Raw genomic sequence first — 24,088 nt, 5'->3', positions numbered from 1 at the left:
ATCTGGATTAAACTGGCTCAACATTAGCGTCCCACCCCAATATAATTAAAACCACGTGCCTTGATATAAGCCGGATCATACAGATTACGCCCATCTAAAATCAGTGGATGCTGCATCAGTTTAATCAAATAAGGATAATCCGGACTGCCATACTGTTTCCACGCCGTCATCAGACACAAGGCATCTGCACCTTCGACGGCCTGATATTGATCTTCACACAAGATTAAATCGTCCCGTGCGCCATAGACCTTTTCAATATTAGCCAGTGCCTGTGGATCATGCAGTTTGACCGTCACCCCTTGCGCCCATAATGCAGTGAGCATGGCATGCACTGGAGATTGCTGGATGCTCGGGGTATTTTCTTTAAAGGCTGCGCCCCAAATCGCCACCACTTTGCCTTGTAAATCGCCACGGAAATAATTCCATAGTTTGCGGAACAGTAATTCTTTTTGTTGTTCGTTAATCTCCCAGACCTGTTCCAGCAACTGGTTTTTCACCCCTGAATCTGCTACTGCATGCGTCAAGGTGCGGATATCATGCGAGAAGTTCTCTCCACCAAAACCGACGCCCGGAAACAGATAAGCCGAACCAATCCGGTTATCCGCCGCCATGCCTTGGCGCACCTGTTCAATATCGATGCCGAGTTTTTCTGCCACGCTGGCCAGATCATTCATATAACTGATCCGGGTGGCCAGCATGCCGGAAATACTGAGTTTGGTAAATTCGGCATCCAGTACCGGCATAAACAGATACTGCTGCGCACGCGGAAATAAGGGACGTAACAGCTCTCTGATTTTAGCCTGTGTATCTGCATGATCACAGCCCACGATCAGCTGGGCGGCCTGAACAAAACTACGCAGGGCATTACCTTCCTGAATAATATCGGGCAGATAAATCCAGTCATCATTCGGCAGCAGTTGTTGAAAACGTTGGGTGCCATGCAAGCCAAAGGTCGAAGCATTAATCATCAGCTTCGGATGAGCAAAACAGGCATGCCGAATGGTATCCAGCATCTGAAATGCCTGCTGCTCTTCGGTGGCGTTAAAACTAAAGAAAAAAACATCCTGATTAAAATCCAGATGCTGAAAATCACAACAGTTTAAAAAACCGGATTTTTCCTGTTTGTGCAGCAATGACTGCAAGGATTCATCCTGAAAATAAGTCCGGGCCGGCTCATCTGCACTGAAGCTGTTACACCACACCACCTGATGACCACATTCAGACAAAAGGGCCGAAATGACCCCGGAAAATAAGGTTTTCCCCAGTACTGCGACTTTCATAGTATTCCTTTGTTATTATTTTTTATTATAAAGCGAGTTCTTGGATCAACGCTTTAAACTCGTGACCGAGCTTGGGATGATCAACCCCATAATGTAATACAGCTTTAAGATAGCCAAGTTTGTTGCCACAGTCAAAAGTTTGACCTTTCATACGATAAGCTTCCACTGCTTCAGTCTGCTGTAACATGGCAATCGCATCGGTGAGCTGAATTTCATTGCCTGCCCCGCGTGGTGTCTGTTCCAGAAGCTGCATGATTTTTGCCGGCAGGACATAACGTCCAACCACAGACAGATTCGATGGTGCAGTGCCGACTGCCGGTTTTTCAACAATCCCTTGCATGACAATGCTTTCGCCTTCGGCCGGAGATGCGGCCACATCGACAATCCCATACTGGTCCACCAGATGTTCAGGTACCGCTTCGACCATGATTTGTGCTGCTTGAGATACATCATAGCGTTGAATCATGCGAGACAAATCATTTTCCGGATCCTGATCCTTGACCAGCACATCTGGTAATAATACCGCAAAATCTTCATCGCCAATCACGGCTTTGGCACACAGTACCGCATGGCCCAAGCCCAAAGGCTGCGGTTGACGTACACTAATAATACTTACACCGCTAGGCAGAATTTCAGTAATTTCTTTAAGTAAATCGGTTTTGTTTTTTTGCTCAAGCGTGGTTTCAAGTTCAAAATTACGATCGAAGTAATTTTCAATCGATGCTTTTGAAGAATGAGTCACCAAAATAATTTGTTCAATCCCGGCGGCTACCGCTTCACGGACCACATATTCAATCGCCGGACGATCAACCACCGTGACCATTTCTTTGGGAATCGATTTGCTGGCCGGTAAAAAACGCGTACCAAGGCCGGCCACAGGAAGAATTGCTTTCTTAATCATATCTATAAATAACCTAGTTCACTTGAATTTCGTTGCCACGGACATAACCATCGACATAGTATTCCAGCTGCGCCAATGCCCATTCAATATCAGATTGGGTCGCTGAAAGTTCATGCATCCGGTTAAAGACCTCCAGGATTTCTGCCAATGGATAATGCTTCTCGACTGATCTCAAAATACGCTTATGCGAGGTGATTTCTGTATTTTCTTCATCAATCAGCAGTTCTTCATACAGCTTTTCACCCGGACGTAAGCCGGTATATTGAATTTCAATATCGCCATTTGGATTTTTTTCTTCACGGACTTTGAGTCCACTGAGTGAAATCATTTGTCGTGCCAGATCCTGAATCCGTACCGGTTCGCCCATATCCAGCAAGAATACATCTCCGCCCGTACCGAGGGCACCAGCCTGAATCACCAGCTGCGAGGCTTCCGGAATGGTCATAAAGAAACGGGTCACTTCAGGATCGGTCACCGTGATTGGCCCACCCTTGGCAATCTGCTGTTTAAACAGCGGTACCACTGAGCCAGAAGAACCCAGTACATTACCAAAGCGGACAATACTGATCTGGGTCTGGTCCTGAGCTTCTGCCATGGCCTGACAATACAGCTCTGCCATGCGCTTGGTCGCACCCATCACGTTAGTTGGACGTACCGCTTTATCGGTTGAAATCAGTACAAAGGTTTCGACGCCTTTTTTCACCGCAGCATTGACACTAAATGCCGTTCCCACCGCGTTATTTTTCAGGCCTGCTAATGGGTTACACTCCACCAGAGGTACATGTTTATAAGCTGCTGCATGATAAACTGTTTGGATCTCATATTGTTCAATCACCCGCTCCAGCTTGCGTTCATCCAGTACTGAGCCCAGGATCGGAATAATGTCACATGATGCTGTGAGACGTAATTCTTTATCAATACTATATAAAGCAAATTCTGTCAGTTCATAAATAATAATCTTGGCCGGCTGGTTTTTAATAATCTGACGACAAAGCTCAGAACCAATTGAGCCACCTGCGCCTGTCACCATCACCACTTTATCTTGAATATTTTTGGCTAAAAGTTCTGCCACCGGAGGGACAGGATCGCGGCCCAAGAGGTCAATAATATCCACTTCCTGAATATCGGAAATTCGAATTTCACCGTCGACCAGTTTAGTCAGGCCGGGAATTTCGGTAATTTTAAGATGCGCCGGTTCTAAAGATTTAACAATTTCACTTTTACGTATCCGCCCGACTGAGGGCAGTGCAATCAGAATTTCACTAATCTTTAATTTAGGGAAATATTTCAAGGCAATATCTGGTAAATAAACTTGAATACCCCCAATATTTTGGCCATTTAAAGACGGATTATCGTCAATAAATATAATCGGCACATGCTCATTGGAGCGATTTAAGGTGGCTGCCACCTGCTGCCCTGCATTGCCAGCGCCGTAAATCGCGATCCGTTTTTTAGGCACTCCGGCCTGTAAATAAGAACGCACGATAAAACGGATAAAACCGCGGCTAAACCAGACCCAGGCAAACATCATAAAGCCAAACATCAACGGGATGGATGTCGGAATAAAGGCATGGGTGCTATAAGCCAATAAATACAGGCCAATCACGGATAAGATCGTTGCCAAACCCAGTTTAACAATAAAAAATTCATTGAAGGTACGAACAATAAAGCGATATACACCGCAGAGAAATAGAGCCAATACAGCAATAGCACTGACCCAAACCGCACCAAAAGGAATATTGGGTACAACTTCTGCGCCGAGGTCAAATTGGCGGATGGCATAACACAGCCAGATTAGAACAGGGAAAATACAAAAGTCTAAAATGACTAAAAACGCGAGTTTTGCTGAACGTGGAGATTCGACTAAAGGCAGGATGATGGACTTCACGTGATATGTCTTCTCAATAGTACTTATAAGTTTCAATCCAATTTAGGTATTAGAATGACTAAATTGAAACTTGGGTAAATTTATCAAATGCACCTGTTGGTGCATTCTACGTGATTGAATCATGATTAGATTATATGCGACTAATGATCTGCTGGATGGCAGATTCAGTTGTTTGAATATTATTTTCTGTTAATGTCGGATGGACCAAGAACATCAAACTGGTTTCACCCAGTTTTTGCGCATTTTGCAAACGCTGTGTCGGTCGCCATGCTGTACCATCAAAAGCATGCTCCAAATACACCTCGGAACAAGATCCACTAAAACATGGCACACCCAAGGCATTCATCTCTGCCATAATCCGGTCACGTGACCAGCCTTCAGGCAACTGATCTGTATTGACCTGCACATAACATTTATATGCGGCATGGACATAATCATCGGATGGGCGATGCACGCTAAAATATGGACTGTCTGCAAATGCAGCATAAATTTTTTCCATATTGGCCATGCGTTTTGCAGTCCACTCGGGCATCATTTTAAGCTGAATACGGCCAATTACTGCCTGCATTTCCATCATGCGCCAGTTGGTACCAAAGGAATCATGTAACCAGCGGAATCCCGGTGGATGCTGCTTGTTATAGATGCTATCAAAATTCTTGCCATGGTCTTTATAAGACCACATTTTTTTCCACAGCTCTTCATCATTGGTGGTGACCATACCGCCTTCACCGCCTGTGGTCATGATCTTGTCCTGACAAAACGACCAGGCTGCGATATGACCGATGGAACCAGCCGACTTGCCTTTGTATTTTGCGCCATGTGCCTGTGCACAGTCTTCAATCACATACAGGCCTTTATCGGAAGCCAGCTGCATGATCGGATCCATGTCACACATCCAGCCAGCCAGATGCACACAAATAATCGCTTTGGTATTTGGGGTCAGTACTGCTTGGATGGTTTCAGCAGAAATATTCTGTGAATCCAGCTCAACATCAGCAAAAATTGGATTTGCTCCAGCCGTCACAATCGAACTGGCCGAGGCCAGAAAGGTGCGTGAAGTGACAATTACATCATCCCCAGCGCCAATCCCTAAGGCTTTTAAAGCAACATCGAGTGCCACGGTTCCATTGGCTAAAGCCACTGCATATTTGGTTTCTGCAAACTGGGCAAATTCTTTTTCAAACTCACGGCATTCTTGCCCTGTCCAGTAGTTGACTTTATTCGACAATAGAACCCGGGAAACCGCATCCGCTTCTTTCTGGGTAAAACTTGGCCATGGTTCAAATGCAGTATTTAGCATTTTTCTTCCTTAAATATAATCTTGGAAATTAATATCAATATTTGGAGTGGTATCTACAGGGCAAACAGCATTAATAAATTCAGATGCAGCAGGTAAAGCGTCAAACTCCCGCTTAAGAATAGCTACACTATATAAATCGTGCCATTCACCTTTACGGAAGATTGCTTCACGCTGACGTCCTTCAACTTTCCAGCCACATTTTTTGACATAGGCCCCCATGCTAGGACCATTAAAATCTAAAATTGCGCCATGTAAACGTCTTAGACCTACATTGTAAAAAGCCCAAGCCATACTCAGCATAATTGCTTCAGTACCAAAACCTTTTTTAGTTTTTTCTGGTAAAAGTTTTATTGCAGACATAGCAGCTTGATTGTGCCAGTCAATATCCCATAACCCTGTAATACCAATTGCTTCATTGGTTTCATTGTCAACAACAACTAAACGATAATTTAAATTATTTGTATTCGATTGGATCCAGTTTTTTTGTGAAAATAAGGAGACAGGAAAAGTCCAACCCACCACATTTTCAGAAACCAAAGGATTGTTAATTAGCTGTTGTAAAACAACATCATCATTCAATTCAATGGGTCTTAAAGACAATAGCTTACTTTTAATCATTTCGATCAATACTCATACTTTTCTATATAAAGGGAAGAAATCTGAAATATTATCTATTTCAACATCAGTAAAATTTAAATCTGAGCACAACGTTCTATAGATATTGTTATTGGTTATCAATCTAACTGTATAAAATGAATAATCATCTGCAGAAAATCCCTTTTTAAACTTATATAAGGCATCTTGCTGCCCACCAACACCGCCACCTAAATGTAAAAAGGTATAACCCTGTGAAGCTCCCCAATTTACCATATAATCTAAAATCAGTTTAGAAGGTTGATATTTTCGCCCTTCTATTGTTGTCCCTGATAAATGATATTGAATAATGGCATTCTCTAGCATAAACAAAGAGGCACCAATGATCTGGTCATTCAATTTAACCACAACTAATTTTAGCTTTTCGGCTAAAAGTTTCTTCATGGTATAGAAATATTCTTTATCAAAAAAATAGAAGTCAGATGCATCTAGATAACGCATTGTTTCCAAATAAATTTCAATAAAATCATCAAAATACAAAAAATCAGCATCATCTACAAGACAAATATTTTCATTCTTTTTCGATTTTTTTAAATCGTATTTATGACCAGAAGAGTATTTGCTATATATCTCAGGATAAGAGTTATTAAGCTTGATAGCTAAAGTAGTGCCATTCTCAAAAACGGCTCCACCCGCTACTACTACTTTATTTAATAAAGGATGTAATCTCAAAAATACTGAGATACAGTTTGTATTACTTAAGCAATCTTTTAGTAATTCAAAAATATTTTCTCTAAAATCGGTATCTGTATTTTTTTTAAAAGCTACCCCACCATAGCCATAAGGTGTGATTAAATCAAAAAAAGAGGTGTTTTTAATTTTTCGTTTAATCAATGGAAAGAAAGCACAGTTTTTTTCATCTTCTAAAAAAATACAGTAGATTTCTCCTTCCTGTAAGTCTTTATTCAGTAAAAGCCATTCTATCGAATGATATATATCTGTATCAAAATTCAACAATTGATTCTTGATAGTAGATAAATTATCCTCAGTGACTACAGAAAATTTATAATTCACAGAATATACCGTCCAAAATATTAGTTAATTTCTTTAGGTCTTGTAAATCGTACCTAAAATCTGCATGTAAAGAAACTAAAACATATCCATTAATTAAATGAATATCACCCTTATAATTTGGCCACAATACTATTGGGTATACATTATTATCAATAAGCTTTGATCTGATATGAGAGTAACCTTCTAATGACACACAAAAAGAAAAGTAGCTATTATTTTTAAAAATTTGAATAACAGTACTATTTTTATAGTATGAATACAAAAACTCTAAATTTTTTTTCTTATTTTTATAAAGAGTATCAATATCTAGTGTAGATAGGAGCGCTAAAGTATCTTCCGAAATACTATAAATATCAGTAGTATTATTCAGGAACTCTTCAAAAGCATTAAACTCGGTTAAAAAATCTTTCTTATCAATATCTCCACCATGTAAATATACTTTTTTAAGATACATTGCTCTTTTCAAGAATTTCAAATTATCATCATTTATTGATGATATTTTTTTAAGTGAAGAGCAAAGTTTTGGAAATAAAAAGCCACCTTCACCTGTTGGGAATATTTTACGCAAAGAGCCAAATTGAAATTCAGGCGTAAAAGAATAAGAAAACTTTGAAAGTGGGTTATGTGTTTTATCTATGATAACTTTTAATGAATTATCACCAATCGTTCTTACTTTATTTCCCATATATTCAACTAAAATGACTGTCGCATCTCTAGGGAATAATGAAAGATCGACAACAGAGATAGGCGAACACTCATACAATTTTACTTCAATCTGGCTTTCAATGAGTCGCGTAACATCATGACAATAGTACGAAGGCACATATATCTCTGTTAAACCTTCATAAGTCTTCTTATAAAGTACTAAATCCAATAAGGCATATCGACCACTTAAATAAAGTTCACAATCATTCCAAGATATATTAGAAACACTTGATATCAGCTCTGTTGAAATCTCATGAAATGAAGAGCCCATTTCCCAACGATTATTTTTCACTTTCTTTCTGCTTTTTTTCGATCAAATCTTTCAAACCGACATCATCGACTTCTTCAAACTTTTGTCCAGTTTTAATACCATCAGCACCTAATACTACCAATATCGTCTTGACTATAATTTTTATATCTAACCAAAGGCTTAGATTATCAACATATTTAACGTCTAAATCTGTTCTTTGTGTAAAGCTTAAAGATTGTCTACCCATCACTTGTGCCAGACCCGTCATACCAGGCTTAACATCATGTCTTTTTAATTGCTGATCATTAAAAAGTTCTAAATGTAAATCCAACAATGGTCTTGGTCCTACAAGGCTCATTTCACCTTTAATGACATTTATGATTTCTGGCAACTCATCTAAACTTGTTTTTCTTAAAAAAGCACCCACTTTTGTGACACGATCTGCATCAGACAACAATCGATTTTCACCCTCTTTAGGCTCACGCATAGTTCTGAATTTATACATAATAAAAGGTTTATTATTTTTCCCAATTCTTTCTTGTTTAAAGAAAATGGGACTACCCATTGAGAAAAAAACAAAAAATGAAAGTAGTACTAAGATAGGTAAAAGAAGTATAAAAATTATAAATCCAAAAAAAATATCCATTATACTTTTTAAATAGTCTCTATACATTCTATCTACCCAACCACTTCTAAAAATTTAATCAGTCTTTTATTTACAACATTTTCATCAAATTTTTCTTTTGCAATTTCATAACTTGCTGCACCCATCAACGATATCTGCTCAGGATTCTCAATAAAATAAATCATTTTTTCAGCCAAAGCCTCAGGATTCCATTTTGGTACTAAAAATCCATTTACACCATCAACAATTGTTTCTCTACAACCAGGAACATCCGTAGTGATAATTGCACGCCCTATAGCCATCGCTTCTTGTGTACTACGTGGAACACCTTCTCGATAGGATGGTAATACAAAAATATGGTTTTCTGCTATCCAATCACTCACATTACTGACGTGACCTGGATAATGAATAATATTAGTTTGAATAAGTTGATTAAGCTCAGCTTCAGATAAGGCACCTAAATTTGCATGGTCAATGGCACCGAGTACTGTAAACTCTGTTTCAGGATATTTTTCTTTTACCAGTTTTGCCGCCTGAACAAATTCATGTATTCCTTTTTCTTTAAGCAGGCGACCAATAAATAAAAACTTAATAGGTGTACGAATGCTGTTCAGTGGTTGATATGGGTAATCTTGTAAATTTAAGCCAATCCCACCTAAAACCTCTACATTTTTGACATGTATTGCATGTTTTTCAAGTAAATCTTTAGGGTCATCAGGATTTAAAAAAATAAGCTGATCAAGTTGTGGTAATGCTATTTTATATAAAAAAACCTGTGTTTTTTTAATAATTTGCGTTTTTTTTCTTAAGCCTTCTTGCTGCTCTGTAAATGTATAGCCTAAACCTTCAAGCATACCTATCACACGTGGTACTTTAGCTAATTTGGCTGCCAAAGTACCAAAAATGACGGGTTTAGAAAAATAAGAGAATACTAAATCAGGATTAATTGCTTTAATTTTTTTTGAGAGTTGATATGTTGCAATTATATCTGCGAGTGGGTTTAGTCCACCACGATTTAAAGTATAAGTAATGGGAATTGCGCCGAGTTGTTCGATTTTTTTTAGATCTTCTTCCGTATATTCAGACGTAAATGCATAGACTTGATGTCCATTCTTTAACAGTGTACGAATTAAATCTGCACGAAAGCCATAAAAACTTGTAGCAACCGTACCTATAATTAAAACTTTGGTCATATTTAAATCTTTTTAGTAACAACTTGGTTAAGTATTTGTTGATAATAATCTAGATCAATATTGTTGAATTTTTCATTTCTACGACGCGCCAACTTTTGCAAATTGCCAGTATAGTAAAAAACCTTACTCACTAATATCTTAAAATTTAATCTTAAAATTTCAATGTCTAAATTATTTTTTGAATGAGACTGAGAATATATTTTCAAAGTATCCCTATAAGAGTTTATTAATCTATCAAGTGATAAATTACCTTCTTCTCTATAATATAAAAGTAGATCAGGCATCACAGCCATCTTAAAGTCATTATCTACTATTGCTCTCGTCCATAACTCAAAATCCTCTGCCCTAGGAAATTTTTCAGAGTAATAATTACGTTCATACCAAGATTTCCGAGCCATTACAGAGGGATGTACAATAGGATAACTTAACTTAGGCAATGTAAAATCAAAATGTAGCTTTTTAACACTTCTAAAGCCTTTAACTTGATTATCACTATTAATTGAAATTAGACCAGAAGAAACCAAATCAAATTTTGTATTTTTTTTGAGAAAGTTAATCTGCTTTTCTAGTCTTTGAGGATGCATAATATCATCAGCATCCATTCTAGCTATAAAATTTCCCTTTGACTCTTTTATTATTTGATTTAATCTAAACGGTAGTTTTTTATTTCCCCCATCAGATATAACTTTTATACGTTTATCATATTTTGCATAACTATTAGCTATCTGAACAGAAGAATCAATTGATCCATCATCAACAAGTATTAACTCCCAGTTTTTGTATGATTGAGAAATCACAGATTGGATTGATAAAGCCAAATATTTTTCGGCATTATAAAATGGAATACCAACACTAACAATATCTTCATTGCGCATTTAAAACACCTCAAAAATCGGGTTAAGACTGTATGGAATCAAGTCCCCAAAACTAAATAAATTCAAATAAAAATAAATACAGGAAACAATTATAAATAAAAATGTAATGACTCTTGAGTTAAATCTCTCAATAATAATAGGAATTAAAAGCATAAGTAAAGGAGAGAAATAGCTTAGTAGACGTTGTGGACCCGACGGATTGGTGCCAAGTAAAGCAATAGGTATTACCAGTATAATACCTAAAATATAAATTTGCTCTAATACAGCATATTTAATATTTAAAATTCTTTCTTTACGGCCAAAAAAGTATAACAGAAATACCCAGAATAGATAAAATAGTAGTACAAAATAACCACCTGCTAATTCACTCGCTTGATTATATGCTTCATATCTTACATTATCTCTAGATAAATATGAAATGACCACACTACTAAAAACTGAGGAGAACAAAAACACTATAAGCATTTTATATTCTATTTTTATTTTAAATTGCAATAAAAAGGGGAATATCAACATAATCAATGCCGATACATGAAATAAAGAAGCTATAGCAACACTTAAAAAATAATATAAAAACTTTCTTTGAATAAGAAAATGTAATGCAAAGAAACAAATGGAAATAGCTAAACCTTGCCTTAAAATATTAAAAGAAAATGTATAAATACCAAATGTAATAAAAACAAAAATTGACAATAAGTAATTACTAGAGTATTTCCTTAAAATGTAAAAAAAACCTGAAAGAATAATAGAGCCACATAATAAAAATAACCAAAAATAATTGTGACTAAAGCTTAATACCAGATACTCCAATACCTGATATCCAAACTCAATATTATTATTAAAATTATAATACTCCACAAGAATTAGATTAATAAATTTATCAGTATAGACAATTGTATCTGTCCCCACAGAAAAATCACGCAACGAAAAAAGTAAAAGTAAACAAAAAAAGGGAAAATAAAGGGACTTTCTACCAAAAGATCGCTTCTCTATATAAATCCAAAGTGTAACCACAAATAATATAAAAAAATAAGGAATCATTTATCTTTCCTTAACATTTCTTTTAACTTTTCCACAAATAGCATACCAAATACTGAAACAATTAAACCATAGATTAAATACTTAAATTTATGTATTAAAGAGGTATTTATGGAAAAAGTTTCTTTAGCATATATAAAGTAGCTCAAATTATCAAAAATTAACCCATTATATAACAATCCTAAAACTTTTTTATTATCCTTTCTATGATAAGACTCATAATAAACACTGCGTTCTTTAAATATTTCTCTTGAAAAATCGAAATCGTAAGATCCTCTACCAATTAGAGACAAGTAAATATCATAGGCAATTTCTTCACTATAAAGTTTATTTGTATTAATCTCTATAGACGATTTAGTAAAACTAGAACCATGTTGCCTATAAAAATATAATACTTCCTGTATATTGTAAAAATTATAGTTTATACTTGCTCTTTGCAACCAATTATAATCAGCAGCACCTATTCGATTAAAAACTAAATCAAAGCCACCAATATTTTTATAGATTTCTTTCTTAAATAAACATGCTCCCCATATTATTGGCACCTGAATTCTATTCATAAAATTCAAAGGATATTCAGGATTTCTTATAACCCTCATAACTCTATTCTTAAATACTAAACCAACACTTGAGCTCACCAAGTCTACATTCTTTTCTTTAATCTTGGAGATTTGTTTTTCCAACCTATCCTTTGAGGAATAATCATCTGCGTCTTGTAAGGCAATAAAATCTCCTTGACAAGATTCCAATAATTTATTAGTTGTTAATAAGTTACCTAGATTATGTTCATTTAATAAAATCTTTATTCGATCATCTTTAAATGACTTAATCAACTCTAGGGTTCTATCTTGAGAACCATCATCACAAATAATTAACTCTAAGTTACTATATGTCTGATCTAAAATACTTTGAATAGCTATTTCAATAGTATTTTCTGAATTATATGCTGGTATAATAACTGAAATTAAATCACTCATTAATAAACCAATCTCCCAAAAATAAATTTAAATATATTTTATCATTTAAGCGCATTCAATAAAAATAATTTAGATTTACATCTTAAAGTCTCAAGCTTTTTATTAACTTCTAAATAATTAATAGGCTTAAAATCTACATCTATCTCACAATTTGGATCAACCAACCTATCTTGTAAATTCAAAATATTACAAAGTGAAATAAATCTATCTTTTCCTCTATTATCATTTAACAAAACCACGAATTGTTTATTAAAAATAATAGAGAAAACCATCCCATGAAATGAATCAGTTATTACAAAATTTGTAGTATAAAATGATGCTACCCAATCTTCTATAGATAACATAGAGCTCTTAGTTAATAGATTAGAAGTAATATTATGTTGATACTTTAGGTTTATTTTCTTTATTAATTCATTCTTCTTAGAATTATCATCAAGTATGTACGTAATACAATCATAATTGACTTGCGATGTATTCTTAATCATATCTAAATAAAAAGACTGATCTATAAGTAATGTTGGATCTAAAACCAATTCAGCATCCTGTCTGTCGAAATCTTTTTTACAAATTTCCTGCCCACTACTCTCTCGTACCGACACAGCATTAAATTCTGATAAATATTTTTTTATATTAAGATTTTCGCTAGGAGCTTCCCAAGTATTTATTCCAAAAGAAGCTGCATAAGATACTTTTTTGATTTTTTTACTTAATTTAAAATTTAGAAAATAAGTATCATATTCTGTATCATTAATGTACGTATAACGCCATACTTGATCGCTCCCCACAATAATCGCATATACTTTTTTTGTATTTAAAAAATTTTCTATTTCACTCCTATAAGTCATAATTTCTGTCTGATTTGGCATATAGCAATTAAAAAATCGGGTATTGTTTTTATATTTAATATAAGAAAACCTATAACCTTTTAAATTTTGAAAAGGGAATCTTTCTAGAATTCTAATAATAATAGATTTCCAGCCTTTTTGAATTGGATATTTTCTTAGCAAAACTGGATTAAAACCTTCTTTCTGTAGAAAATTATATAATGCTGCAGTCTGGAGTATTCCACCATAATTATACTTAAGACCTAAAGTTAAAATAGCAATATTCTTCATTTCACCTTCACTCGCAGACCACTTAGATATTTTTTGATATAAGCATTAAATCTTGTCAGCAATCTTAAACTAAATAAGCATTTTTTCATTTTCTCATTGAAACTTTTAATATTTCTTTCACTTCTCCAGTATTTCAAGCTATTAGCTCTTGTTTTACCTCTAAAGATTTGAATACTATTTAATAAGAAATCCTGATTAATTAAAAAACGCTTTCTCTTATGTAAGGAATATCCAATACTATTACTTGCCTCCTCCATTCTGAGTTTTAAACCATTATGCCTGTGATTAAAACTTCCTTGCTGCGATTTCAATACTATATTTTCTGACAAAGTATCTAAAACCAATTTATTAGATGTAAGGCCAAATTTAATAATGTCATCAGCTATTTGACTTCTAGTAATTACAATACTATTTCCCAACCCACTTTTATCATAAGGATCTATCCATGCATCTCCTAATGATATATCAGCTAATTCTGTTACAACATCATCACAAAAATCACAAGCATTTGATTTAAATAGTCCTGTACCCCACATATCACCCAATGTTTTCATTTCCACCATATGTATTTTATTAGTATTTTTCTCTACACAAGAAAACTTATAATCTAAAGCAAAACTTTCTTTATTTTTTACTCGGTATTCTGCATTTTGGTATTCAGAAAAACAACCTGCCGATTGCGCTAAAAAATCTGTATAATATTTACTTTTCAACCCCCCACAAATTATTCCCACAACAAATGGTATTTTATCTTTTAGCTCAGGATAGTAGTATTGCTTTAAGCGCACTGCCTTCACAAAGCAAGCCACTCCCGATACAGCGACCTTTCCATCTATAGTAGAAATTTTCTCAAATAACTCTGCCATTGTTACTGGCACATAACGGGTTTTTGAAATTTTTGTAATTTCTTGAAAGTTCGAAAAAAATTGATAAGAATATTCACCATTTTTTTCTTTAACTATAAATAAGTGATCTACAATTTTTTCTTCTAATAGTCTTTTAAACACATATGTTGCTATACCGCCAGAAGAAGAGGTTTCTCTAAACTGCTTAGCATATCCTGCATATAAATTAGTGTAATACCCAAGTTTACTATTATAATTCATAGAATTATCTTTTAAAAATAGCTCTCCTAGCTCATCTTCATTTTTTTGTTGTGTTGCAAATGGACAAACCATTACCATTTTTTCTTGAGTAGAGTTTAGCCCTAATTGTGGAACCAAAAAGCCATTTTCATCCCAAATCATTTTAGACTGCTTATAAAAATCTTCAGAAATACAAGCCCCACAACCTGTACATAAGTTGTTTTTAACTATTGACTCTATATTCATTTTATATAACCACTAATTTTAGAAAAAAGAAATAATCTTTCCGAGGATTTCAACCCAAATACTATAACACTAAGAAAAACACTTATAACTATGAGAAATGACTCTGATATAAATGATAAAAAAGAGCTATTTAAATCTAATTTGCCCAATAAAAAGTATATTAGTAAAATAGAACTAGTCACTACCAATAAAGACCTTAAAATAACTGACTTTAAGTATAAAGAAATACTAAATCTAGTCAAACTACTAATGAAATATAATCTCAATCCTAAACTCACGAAAGCCATTACTAAAGCAACCCAATAAATAACAATAGGCTCACATCCAGACTGTAATAAAAAATAACTGATAGGTAAGTTTAAAAATACAGCTATACTAACTACAGCCTGATAAGCTTTAACTTTTCCCGTTGCTTGTATCCCTGTCATTAAGGAACCAGAAAGACAGTCTACCAATAAAATAACAAGAGCCAACTGTACGAAATCTACTAAAAATAGTGGTAGTTGATTTAACCAAAGTTCTAACAAGAATTTAGTATTAAATAAAACAGGTAGTATAACTATAAAAGCTAAAAAAAAGCTAAACTTAGAAGCAGAATTAATTAGTATTATATTACGCTCATAATCTTCTTCTGCATAACTTTTATAAATTTGTGGGTTGATTGCTGTCACAATAGAGTTAATTAAACCACCAATAGCCGAACTCACATTAGTCGTAATAGCATAGGCAGAATTAGCAATAACACCTACAAAAATATTTAACAAAATATTCACACCCTGCGTTTTTGCCATAAAAGAAAAATTACCAAATATATTCCAGAAAGAATAAATTGTTATTTCTCTTAATAAACTCGGATTAACCTTATTAAAATTAAAACCCTTATCAAATTTTTTAAAACAATAAAAGTAATAAATTATAAAAACTACCACAACTGAAGTTAAATACATTAAAGAATATTTTTCTAAAATAGAATATTCAAATAAATATAATAAATATATTATAATGAGCTTGGCAACAGCATCAAACAAAGACAAAAATGCAAAAAAAGACATTTTTTCTTGAGCAAGTATTAATGAACTAAATGGTGCTTGTATAATTGATATAAAGACTGAAAAAATAGAGCAATAATAAACAAAATAAGCTGATTTTAAATATTTTAAGTCCACAACCAAAATTTTCTTCATCACCTGATCTTTCAATAAAAAAAGCAAAACCGCAATTAATATTGCAATACTTAAATGTAAAATAAGGCTACTCACCCAAACAGCACTCAGCATTCCTTCATCTTTTTTTCCAATATAATATGCTAAATATCTTTGAGTAGATGAAACCATTGCTCCATTAATAAATGAAAAAAGTACAGCAACCCCGAATACGAGATTGAATAAACCATATTCCTCAACACCTAATATGGATAAAAGTTCACGCACAGAGTACAAACCAACAATTGTTATCACGATAGTTCGTATTGCTAAAAAAACTGAATTTCTGACAATCAAACTATTATTTTTCATTGATTATTATCTGCCTAAATATAATTACATTATGATCGTAATGAACTCTCAGACTGATCAACTACATACTTTAAATCAAATAAAACATACTTACCCTTACCCAATGCATGTATTTCTGTAGCTGTCATCTTTTTAAACTGATCATGCACAACTGCTAAAATAATTGCGTCATATAAGGTATGGTGTTGACCACTTTTAAGTTCATCAATTCGTTTCTGGTAGATATCAAAGCCGACGACAGGTACTTTTTTCCCAAATTCAACTGCAAGTGGCAAGCCCACATAGCCCAAACCAATCACCGATTTTTTTAAATCTGCAATAGATAGCATTTCAACGCCTTATTAATGTACTGTACTTATGAAGATTAAATCTTTCGGCAGGCATACTAGCAGAAAACTATGAAATTTCTATTATGATTTGTGCTCAAATCCTCTCAAAAACAGCGTGGCGTATATTTTTTGTAAAAATTAATTATTTTATTTGTAATTATTAAATTATTTACACTTTAACTCTATTCAGTTTTTATCATCAATCCAGAAAGATAGTTACAAATTGCTATGTATATAGTCAATAACTTGGGTAGAATAGCGTCAATTTTAAAATTTAAAAATAATCTCTGGGAAAACGTGTGCGACACTTTCAACTAGCTGCTTTATTGGCATGTGGCATTGCTACTACAGGGTGTGCAGTCACCTCTGGTTTACAAACATATGACTTACCTAGCGAAGGCGTTTTTCAAACCGACCTCGGCACAGAAGTGAATGTCATAAAACTTACTCAAGATTCTATTATGGCTGTTCAGCCTGCCGTACAGAATATTCAACAAGAATATGCACATCTGTTTAACACACAGCATCGTAACTACAATCTGAGTTCAGGTGATATTTTATCGATTTACTTATGGGCTTATCCTGAACTCACATCTCCAACTAATATTAGTAGTGATCAGTCTGCTCAAGCGAATGGTTTCCAAATCGATTCCGAAGGCTATATTCAGTTTCCAATTATTGGCCGTTATAAAGCCGCAGGAAAATCACTGACCCAAGTCAATCGTGAATTACGTCATCAGCTATCACGTTACCTAAAAAATCCGGATGTAATCGCACGAGTATTATCTTATCAAGGTCAACGTTATTCGGTTCAAGGTAATGTTCTGAAAGGCGGTCAATTCTATTTAAGCGATCAACCTGTTAGTGTTTATACTGCTTTAGGGATGGCAGGCGGTGTAAATGCACAGCAAGGAGATAATTCTTCTATTACCTTAGTACGCCAAGGACGCTCATATAGTCTGAATACTGTAGAGCTAGAAAAAGCAGGCCTCTCACTCCATAATCTGCTGATTCAGCCCAATGACACCTTATATGTCAATAATCGTGAAAATCAGAAAATTTATGTGATGGGTGAATCCGGTAAAAATCAGTCATTGCCCATACGTGATCAAGGCATGAGTCTGAGTGATGTATTAGGAGAAAGTCTGGGCTTAAATCCACTTTCTGCCAGTCGCAGTAAGGTTTATGTGGTGCGTAGTCAGCCCACGACTACTCACACTGAAGTCTACCAGATGGACTTGACCAGTATTGCTGATTTTGGTCTGGCCAATCAGTTTAAGATGCGCAGCAATGATATTGTGTATGTTGATGCCTCTGGCTTGGCGCGCTGGCAGCGTGTCGTCAACCAGATTATCCCATTCTCAAATGCTTTGTATAATTTAGACCGTTTGGGGAATTAATGAAAATCAATCATATTTTAGTGGTTTGTATTGGCAATATTTGTCGTAGCCCCATGGCAGAATACTTTTTAAAACAGCAATATCCGCATTTACAGATTGAGTCTGCGGGTATTGCGGGTGTGGTTGGACATGCAGCCGATGAAAAAGCCAGTCTATGCATGCAACGCTTTGAGATTGATATGAGTGCGCATATTGCAAAAAAACTCAATGCTGAGCTGATTAAAAAAGCTGACCTAGTTCTTGTGATGAGTCAGAATCAGCAAAAACATATAGAACAGACCTGGCCATTTGCTAAAGGTAAAACCTTTAGACTGGGGCATTGGCAAAGTAAAAATATTGCCGATCCTTATCAGCATGATCAAACATTTTTTGATGACACCTGTCAATTAATTCAAGACTGTATTGCTGACTGGAAAAAATATATTTAATTTTTTTAATTTTTTCACTTTTTGATATTTAAATTATGAGCCAAACCGCCAACACCGAAGACACCATTGACTTAAAGGAATTGTTTTTTTCCTTGATTGCACAATGGAAACTGATTGCCCTGTGCGTTACTTTAAGTTTGATCTGTGCCTTACTCTACTTAAGAACCACACCAGATACATATACAGTCGATGCATTGGTACAAGTTGAAGATAGTAAAGGTACTTCAGCTGCACTATTGGGTGATTTATCCGGCATGATCGACCAAAAATCTCCAGCGCAAGCCGAAATTGAGATTTTAAAATCGCGTTTGGTGCTCGGCGAAGTCATCAATCATTTAAATTTAAATATTCGCATATCTGGTACAGAAGACAGTTTCTGGAACCGGTTAATGGCCAAGCATAAGTACAGCACTGAATACTCAAAAAAATCAGTATTATTTAAAGATAATCAGAATAGTTTTGATGTTCGCCAGTTTGATATTCCACAATATTTTCAGGATAAAAACTTAATTTTAAGTTTTAAAGAAGGCAAATATAGCCTGACTGATGAGACAACTGAACAGGTGGTTTTTTCTGCGCCTCTAAACCAGATCAGTCAATCCTCATCTGAATACGGCCTTTGGAAAGTAGGTGTTTTTAGTCAAGACCGTTTCGATGCCGCTTATAATATCCGAAAGCAAAGCTTGCCTGCTGCTATGCAGACTTTAACCGCCAGCTATTCCATCGCTGAAAAAGGAAAATTGACTGGCGTATTAGGTCTCAATTATCAAGGTGAAGATAAAAAGCATATTACGCAAGTACTGAATGCCATTCTAGCTGCTTATAGCCAACAGAATATTGAACGTCGATCTGCAGAAACTGCGCAGACACTTAAATTCCTAGAAAATCAATTACCGGAATTAAAACAACAACTTGATGTTGCAGAGCGTGAATTCAACCGCTTCCGCCAACAAGCAAATACAGTGGATGTTACCAAAGAATCGGAATTATATTTAACCCAAAGCATTACTTTAGAGACACAAAAAATCCAGCTAGAGCAGCAGGTTGCAGAAGCTTCATCCAAATATATGGATGAACATCCGATGATGCAGCAAATGAATGCACAACTCGCTGCAATCAATAAAAAAATTGCAGAGCTAGATGGAACATTAAAACGTTTACCTGAACTACAGCGCCAGTACTTACAATTGTTCCGTGAAGTTGAAGTCAAACAACAGCTATATACAGGTCTATTGAATTCATACCAGCAACTTCGTATTGCCAAAGCCGGTGAAATTGGCAATGTACGTATTGTCGATACTGCAGTTGAACCCATTCAACCGATTAAACCGAAGAAATTACAAATCCTGATTTTGTCGATTTTTCTGGGAGGATTCCTCGGTACATTATTAGCACTGTTACGTAATATGATGCGTTCAGGCATTAAGGATGCTGCTCAGATTGAAAATGAGCTGGATCTACCAGTATATGCCACCGTGCCACGTTCTTTAACTCAAGCGAGTCGTAATAATCTGCTAAATAAGAGAAAAAATATTCCTATTCTTGCAGTGAAAGACAGCGGTGATATTGCAATTGAAAGCCTGCGTAGTATGCGCACCGCAATTCACTTTGCCTTAATGAATGCCAGCAATAATGTGATTGCATTGTCAGGCCCTGCCCCTGAGATTGGGAAATCTTTTATTACTGTTAACCTTGCAACCATTTTGGCGCAAGGTGGAAAACGGGTACTCGTCATTGATGGTGATATGCGTCGTGGTTATTTGCATAAATATTTCAATGCAGAGCTAAGCCCTGGCTTAGCAGAACTGTTAAATCTTCAAAATAGCTATGAAGATATTGTCCAAAATTCTACTGTAGAAAACCTGTTCTTTGTTACTCGCGGCAAGAGTCCAGTCAATCCGTCTGAACTGTTAAGTACCGATAAATTCAAGGCTTTCCTGGATCAGGCATCTGCTCATTTTGATCATATTTTAATTGATACTCCGCCAGTACTTGCTGTGACTGATGGTATTATTATTGCGCAATATGCAGGGGTCAATTTATTGATTGCCCGTCATGGAAAAACGCAAATTAAAGAACTTGAAATTACGGTGAATCGTTTTGAACAGGCCAATGTAAAAGTTAATGGTGTGATTCTCAATGATGTACAAAAAGGTGCAGCGGGTAGCTATGGTTATAATTATGCCTATGCCTATACTGCACATAAAGATAATGACTAATCTATTCTAAACTCGACTTTCACACTCTGTCTGAGCAGGGTGTGAAATTATCCTTCCTTACATTTATTGCAAATGATTGTTGTTGAAAAAATCAACTAAAAAACCTATCGTGGTTATAGTTTAAAACTCCTGAGAATATACAAGAATGTTATCCAAAACACTGCTCGCTACCTTGGCATTAAGTTCTTCCCTCGCCTTTGCACAAGGCATCGTTTTAAATGACCAAAACTTACGTACCGATTTAAACTGGCTCAATCAGCAGGGTGTGATTCAAATCAGTACTTCCACTTGGCCCATCAGTGGTGATGAAATTCAACGTGCTCTTGCTCAAGCTAAAATCAGCAATAATACTCAGCAAAAAGTCATTGATACTGTATGGGCACATTTGAATGCCAATAACCAGTCGCTCAAAGCATCCTTATTTGCAGAAACTGATCAAAAGAATATTCCTCAAGCCTTTGGCGATCAGCAAAAAACGCAATATCAGGCAGGTATCGAGCTAAATGCGGGTAACGAGAACTGGGATGCCAGAATTCGTATGAATGCAGAAAAAGACCTACAGATTGAGAATGATCAAGATCTGAATATTGAAGGTTCATATATCGCTGGAAAATTATGGAATCAATGGTTGATTGCTGGACAGATCCCGACCTACTGGGGTCCTGCACATGATGGTAGTTTAATTCGTGGTGATGCCAGCCGCCCTGTCTATGGCGTGACGATGCAACGCGCCGAACAGAATGCTTTTGCAAACAAATGGTTGTCCTGGATTGGGCCTTGGCAATATCAAGCTTTTGCAGGGCAGTTGCAGGATTATGATGCTGTGCCTGATGCCAAACTGATTGGCTTACGTGTCACTGCACAACCCTTGCCTTATTTAGAACTGGGTGCATCGCGTGCTATGCAATGGGGTGGTGAAGGTCGACCTGAAAGCCTGAGCTCACTTTGGGATGCTTTTGTTGGCAATAAAGACAATGGTGGTACAGGTGAACCTGATCCATCAAATCAAATTGCCGGTTTTGATGCACGCTTAAATCTACATCCCCTCGTGCAAGTCCCGATGGGTATCTATGCGCAATATGTCGGTGAAGATGAAGCAGGCGGCTTGCCGGCCAAAAAAATGTATTTGGCTGGAATCGATTATTCATCAAGTTATAACAATATGCCTTTCCAACTGTATACCGAATGGGCAGATACCCGTACCAATGGTAAAGCACAAGGCATTTCCTATAATCACACCAACTACACCGATGGTTTTTACCAGCATGGTTATCCCTTGGCGCATGCCATAGGTGGTGATGGTCAAATGCTGTCTGTAGGTGGCGATATTCGTTTGGATCATCTCAATCGTGTTAATACACGCATCCTATTTGCGAAATTTGATCAAGCAGCTAATCGACGTGATAGAGGCATTACTAATTTAGCTTTTCCAGCGCAGGATGAATTAAAAGCGCTAGATCTAACCTGGACACATTATCTACGCCCAGATATTCCACTTAAACTGAATGGGTGGGTGGGTGACTCTGATGTACACGGTAACGATGGCGGTGTATCAATTGGTATCGAATTCCCCTTAGAAAAGGGCTTATTTTCCTATTAAGACCTATTCAACACTCAAGTTCGGGTGATAGCGACAACTTTTCCATACCTTCCAAAATACTGATGAAACTGAAAATAAAAAAACCAGCACTTGCTGGTTTTTTTATTAAGTATCCGGTAATGCATCGAGCTACCCTACACCGACTGAACCAGTCTTTAAAAAAGTAATCGACCCCAGCCCGCTGATAAATCAGCTACTGATGAGAGAGGGATCAATAATCACCATACTTATCAACTCATATATGGCTCAGTAGCTCAGGACTGGCTATACCTTTTATTAATCACTTGCGTCAGCATCAATTTTCTAACCTGAATGTCACCTTAGTCTCAAACCACTTGTCATACACTTAGTATTTTTTGTAGAACTGTCAATCTAACATTCAGTTTTTCAATAGTATTTCATTCGATACCTGTAGCTGGTAGCCATAGGTACATTATGCTAATACTCGCTTATGCTCAAAATTAATAGTTTAGATATAATCTTGCAGTACTCCGCATTTAGCTTTCGTGAAAGTCTTATTTATCCATGCTTGGTGTTATTTCACCTCTTTTGTAAATAAGCTAGTGTCATGAATACTTTTTTTTGAAAACCGCGCAGCACCGACTTCCTGATCAGGAGCATTAATTCCCTCTTGGCTTAGCATTACCTTAGCAGTTTTGAACATAATTTTAAAATCAAACCAAATATTATACTGTTCAACATATTGCACATCTAATTCAAATTTTTCTTCCCAAGATAAATTGTTGCGTCCACTCACCTGAGCAAGCCCTGTCATACCCGGTTTTACCTCATGGCGTCGCATTTGTTCATCTGTATAATGTTCTAGAAACTCTTTCATTTGAGGGCGAGGCCCAACAATACTCATATCCCCTTTTAAAACATTAATCAGTTGAGGCATTTCGTCTAAGCTGGTTGAACGTATTTTCTGCCCAAATGATGTGATACGAAATTTATCAGGCAAAAGATTGCCATCTTTATCTACTGCATTTCTCATAGATCGGAACTTAATCATTTTAAATAATTTACCATTTTTACCTGGGCGTTCTTGGTAAAAGAAAATGGGAGAGCCTAAATTTTTCCGCACTTTATAAGCCATAACGATAAAAACTGGAAATAATACTAATAAAGCTATTAGTGCAATAACTATATCCACTATTCTTTTAGATAATTTTTCTTTAGTAAAAATATTAGAAAAAGAATAAAAATGAACATGAGGAAATAAAGATTTTTTTAAACTAAAATTCTTTTTATCCATATAATGCCAAGAGCTTTTCTTATCTGTTTCATTAACTCCATTCTTCTTTGAGGAAAATTGTATTATTCCATTCTTATGCCCCTGTATATTTTTAGAATATTTATTTGATAAACTATTATCTTTTTCAATAAATAAAGGCTTATGCCTTACAATATTGCTTCCTTCAACGTTTTTGATCTTATTTTTTTCTTTTTTTA

At 35.6% G+C, this 24,088-nt stretch carries 21 protein-coding genes; 4 read left to right on the top strand and 17 right to left on the bottom strand.

Going from position 1 to position 24,088, the window contains the following annotated elements:
• Positions 1 to 23 precede the first annotated feature (23 nt).
• The 16 genes from FTU42_RS10475 to FTU42_RS14905 form a co-directional block, all read right to left on the bottom strand.
• The gene (locus FTU42_RS10475) at positions 24 to 1,280 is read right to left on the bottom strand and encodes a nucleotide sugar dehydrogenase (RefSeq protein ID WP_180083361.1); all 1,257 of its coding nucleotides are present in this window, start codon (positions 1,278 to 1,280) and stop codon (positions 24 to 26) included.
• Between the two features lie 25 nt (positions 1,281 to 1,305).
• Positions 1,306 to 2,181 (bottom strand): UTP--glucose-1-phosphate uridylyltransferase GalU, encoded by an 876-nt coding sequence (gene galU, locus FTU42_RS10470; protein WP_180075465.1) that lies wholly within the window; start codon positions 2,179 to 2,181, stop codon positions 1,306 to 1,308.
• 13 nt (positions 2,182 to 2,194) lie between these two features.
• Positions 2,195 to 4,069: a nucleoside-diphosphate sugar epimerase/dehydratase gene (locus FTU42_RS10465; protein ID WP_180083360.1), complete on the bottom strand. Its 1,875-nt coding sequence runs from the start codon at positions 4,067 to 4,069 to the stop codon at positions 2,195 to 2,197.
• Between the two features lie 130 nt (positions 4,070 to 4,199).
• On the bottom strand, positions 4,200 to 5,369 hold the full coding sequence (locus tag FTU42_RS10460) for a DegT/DnrJ/EryC1/StrS aminotransferase family protein (RefSeq protein ID WP_180083359.1): 1,170 nt from the start codon (positions 5,367 to 5,369) through the stop codon (positions 4,200 to 4,202).
• Between the two features lie 9 nt (positions 5,370 to 5,378).
• Positions 5,379 to 5,987 (bottom strand): GNAT family N-acetyltransferase, encoded by a 609-nt coding sequence (locus tag FTU42_RS10455; RefSeq protein WP_180083388.1) that lies wholly within the window; start codon positions 5,985 to 5,987, stop codon positions 5,379 to 5,381.
• A 12-nt stretch (positions 5,988 to 5,999) separates the two neighbouring features.
• The gene (locus FTU42_RS15025) at positions 6,000 to 7,037 is read right to left on the bottom strand and encodes a GNAT family N-acetyltransferase (RefSeq protein ID WP_180083358.1); all 1,038 of its coding nucleotides are present in this window, start codon (positions 7,035 to 7,037) and stop codon (positions 6,000 to 6,002) included.
• Positions 7,027 to 8,034, bottom strand: coding sequence for a hypothetical protein (locus FTU42_RS10445; RefSeq protein WP_180083357.1), 1,008 nt, complete (start codon positions 8,032 to 8,034; stop codon positions 7,027 to 7,029). Before FTU42_RS10445 ends, FTU42_RS15025 begins: the two co-directional genes overlap by 11 nt.
• Complete coding sequence (locus FTU42_RS10440) at positions 8,024 to 8,665, bottom strand: sugar transferase (RefSeq protein WP_180083356.1); 642 nt, start codon at positions 8,663 to 8,665, stop codon at positions 8,024 to 8,026. The genes FTU42_RS10445 and FTU42_RS10440 overlap by 11 nt, the downstream gene beginning before the upstream one ends.
• Before the next feature lie 5 nt (positions 8,666 to 8,670).
• The gene (locus FTU42_RS10435) at positions 8,671 to 9,810 is read right to left on the bottom strand and encodes a glycosyltransferase family 4 protein (RefSeq protein WP_180083355.1); all 1,140 of its coding nucleotides are present in this window, start codon (positions 9,808 to 9,810) and stop codon (positions 8,671 to 8,673) included.
• 2 nt (positions 9,811 to 9,812) lie between these two features.
• Entirely contained in the window at positions 9,813 to 10,685 is an 873-nt protein-coding gene (locus tag FTU42_RS10430) for a glycosyltransferase (protein WP_180083354.1), read from the bottom strand.
• Positions 10,686 to 11,726: an EpsG family protein gene (locus tag FTU42_RS10425; RefSeq protein ID WP_180083353.1), complete on the bottom strand. Its 1,041-nt coding sequence runs from the start codon at positions 11,724 to 11,726 to the stop codon at positions 10,686 to 10,688.
• Positions 11,723 to 12,700: a glycosyltransferase gene (locus tag FTU42_RS10420; RefSeq protein WP_180083352.1), complete on the bottom strand. Its 978-nt coding sequence runs from the start codon at positions 12,698 to 12,700 to the stop codon at positions 11,723 to 11,725. Before FTU42_RS10420 ends, FTU42_RS10425 begins: the two co-directional genes overlap by 4 nt.
• 41 nt (positions 12,701 to 12,741) lie before the next feature.
• A complete protein-coding gene (locus FTU42_RS10415; protein WP_180083351.1) occupies positions 12,742 to 13,815 on the bottom strand; it encodes a polysaccharide pyruvyl transferase family protein in 1,074 nt (357 codons plus the stop codon).
• Positions 13,812 to 15,146, bottom strand: a complete 1,335-nt coding sequence (locus FTU42_RS10410) for a Coenzyme F420 hydrogenase/dehydrogenase, beta subunit C-terminal domain (RefSeq protein WP_180083350.1) — start codon at positions 15,144 to 15,146, stop codon at positions 13,812 to 13,814. The genes FTU42_RS10415 and FTU42_RS10410 overlap by 4 nt, the downstream gene beginning before the upstream one ends.
• The gene (locus FTU42_RS10405) at positions 15,143 to 16,660 is read right to left on the bottom strand and encodes an oligosaccharide flippase family protein (protein ID WP_180083349.1); all 1,518 of its coding nucleotides are present in this window, start codon (positions 16,658 to 16,660) and stop codon (positions 15,143 to 15,145) included. The genes FTU42_RS10410 and FTU42_RS10405 overlap by 4 nt, the downstream gene beginning before the upstream one ends.
• 29 nt (positions 16,661 to 16,689) lie before the next feature.
• Positions 16,690 to 16,989 (bottom strand): hypothetical protein, encoded by a 300-nt coding sequence (locus FTU42_RS14905; protein ID WP_257225569.1) that lies wholly within the window; start codon positions 16,987 to 16,989, stop codon positions 16,690 to 16,692.
• Positions 16,990 to 17,288: 299 nt separating this feature from the next.
• On the opposite strand from FTU42_RS14905, the gene FTU42_RS10395 reads away from it, so the two are divergent.
• The 4 genes from FTU42_RS10395 (at position 17,289) to FTU42_RS10380 (ending at position 22,636) form a co-directional block, all read left to right on the top strand.
• The gene (locus FTU42_RS10395; RefSeq protein ID WP_180083348.1) at positions 17,289 to 18,389 is read left to right on the top strand and encodes a polysaccharide biosynthesis/export family protein; all 1,101 of its coding nucleotides are present in this window, start codon (positions 17,289 to 17,291) and stop codon (positions 18,387 to 18,389) included.
• Positions 18,389 to 18,817 (top strand): low molecular weight protein-tyrosine-phosphatase, encoded by a 429-nt coding sequence (locus FTU42_RS10390; protein WP_005094751.1) that lies wholly within the window; start codon positions 18,389 to 18,391, stop codon positions 18,815 to 18,817. The genes FTU42_RS10395 and FTU42_RS10390 overlap by 1 nt, the downstream gene beginning before the upstream one ends.
• A gap of 35 nt (positions 18,818 to 18,852) precedes the next feature.
• On the top strand, positions 18,853 to 21,036 hold the full coding sequence (locus FTU42_RS10385; RefSeq protein ID WP_180083347.1) for a polysaccharide biosynthesis tyrosine autokinase: 2,184 nt from the start codon (positions 18,853 to 18,855) through the stop codon (positions 21,034 to 21,036).
• Positions 21,037 to 21,181: 145 nt separating this feature from the next.
• Positions 21,182 to 22,636: a capsule assembly Wzi family protein gene (locus FTU42_RS10380; protein ID WP_180083346.1), complete on the top strand. Its 1,455-nt coding sequence runs from the start codon at positions 21,182 to 21,184 to the stop codon at positions 22,634 to 22,636.
• A 535-nt stretch (positions 22,637 to 23,171) separates the two neighbouring features.
• Here the strand turns inward: FTU42_RS10380 and FTU42_RS10375 are convergent.
• The gene (locus tag FTU42_RS10375; protein ID WP_180083387.1) at positions 23,172 to 23,822 is read right to left on the bottom strand and encodes a sugar transferase; all 651 of its coding nucleotides are present in this window, start codon (positions 23,820 to 23,822) and stop codon (positions 23,172 to 23,174) included.
• Positions 23,823 to 24,088 lie beyond the last annotated feature (266 nt).

It is taken from the genome of Acinetobacter sp. YH12102 (assembly GCF_013419125.1).
In the GTDB taxonomy this organism is placed as follows: Bacteria; Pseudomonadota; Gammaproteobacteria; order Pseudomonadales; family Moraxellaceae; genus Acinetobacter; species Acinetobacter pseudolwoffii.
The sequence above is the reverse complement of the archived record's forward strand: the minus strand, read 5'-3'. Positions and strand labels throughout refer to the sequence as shown.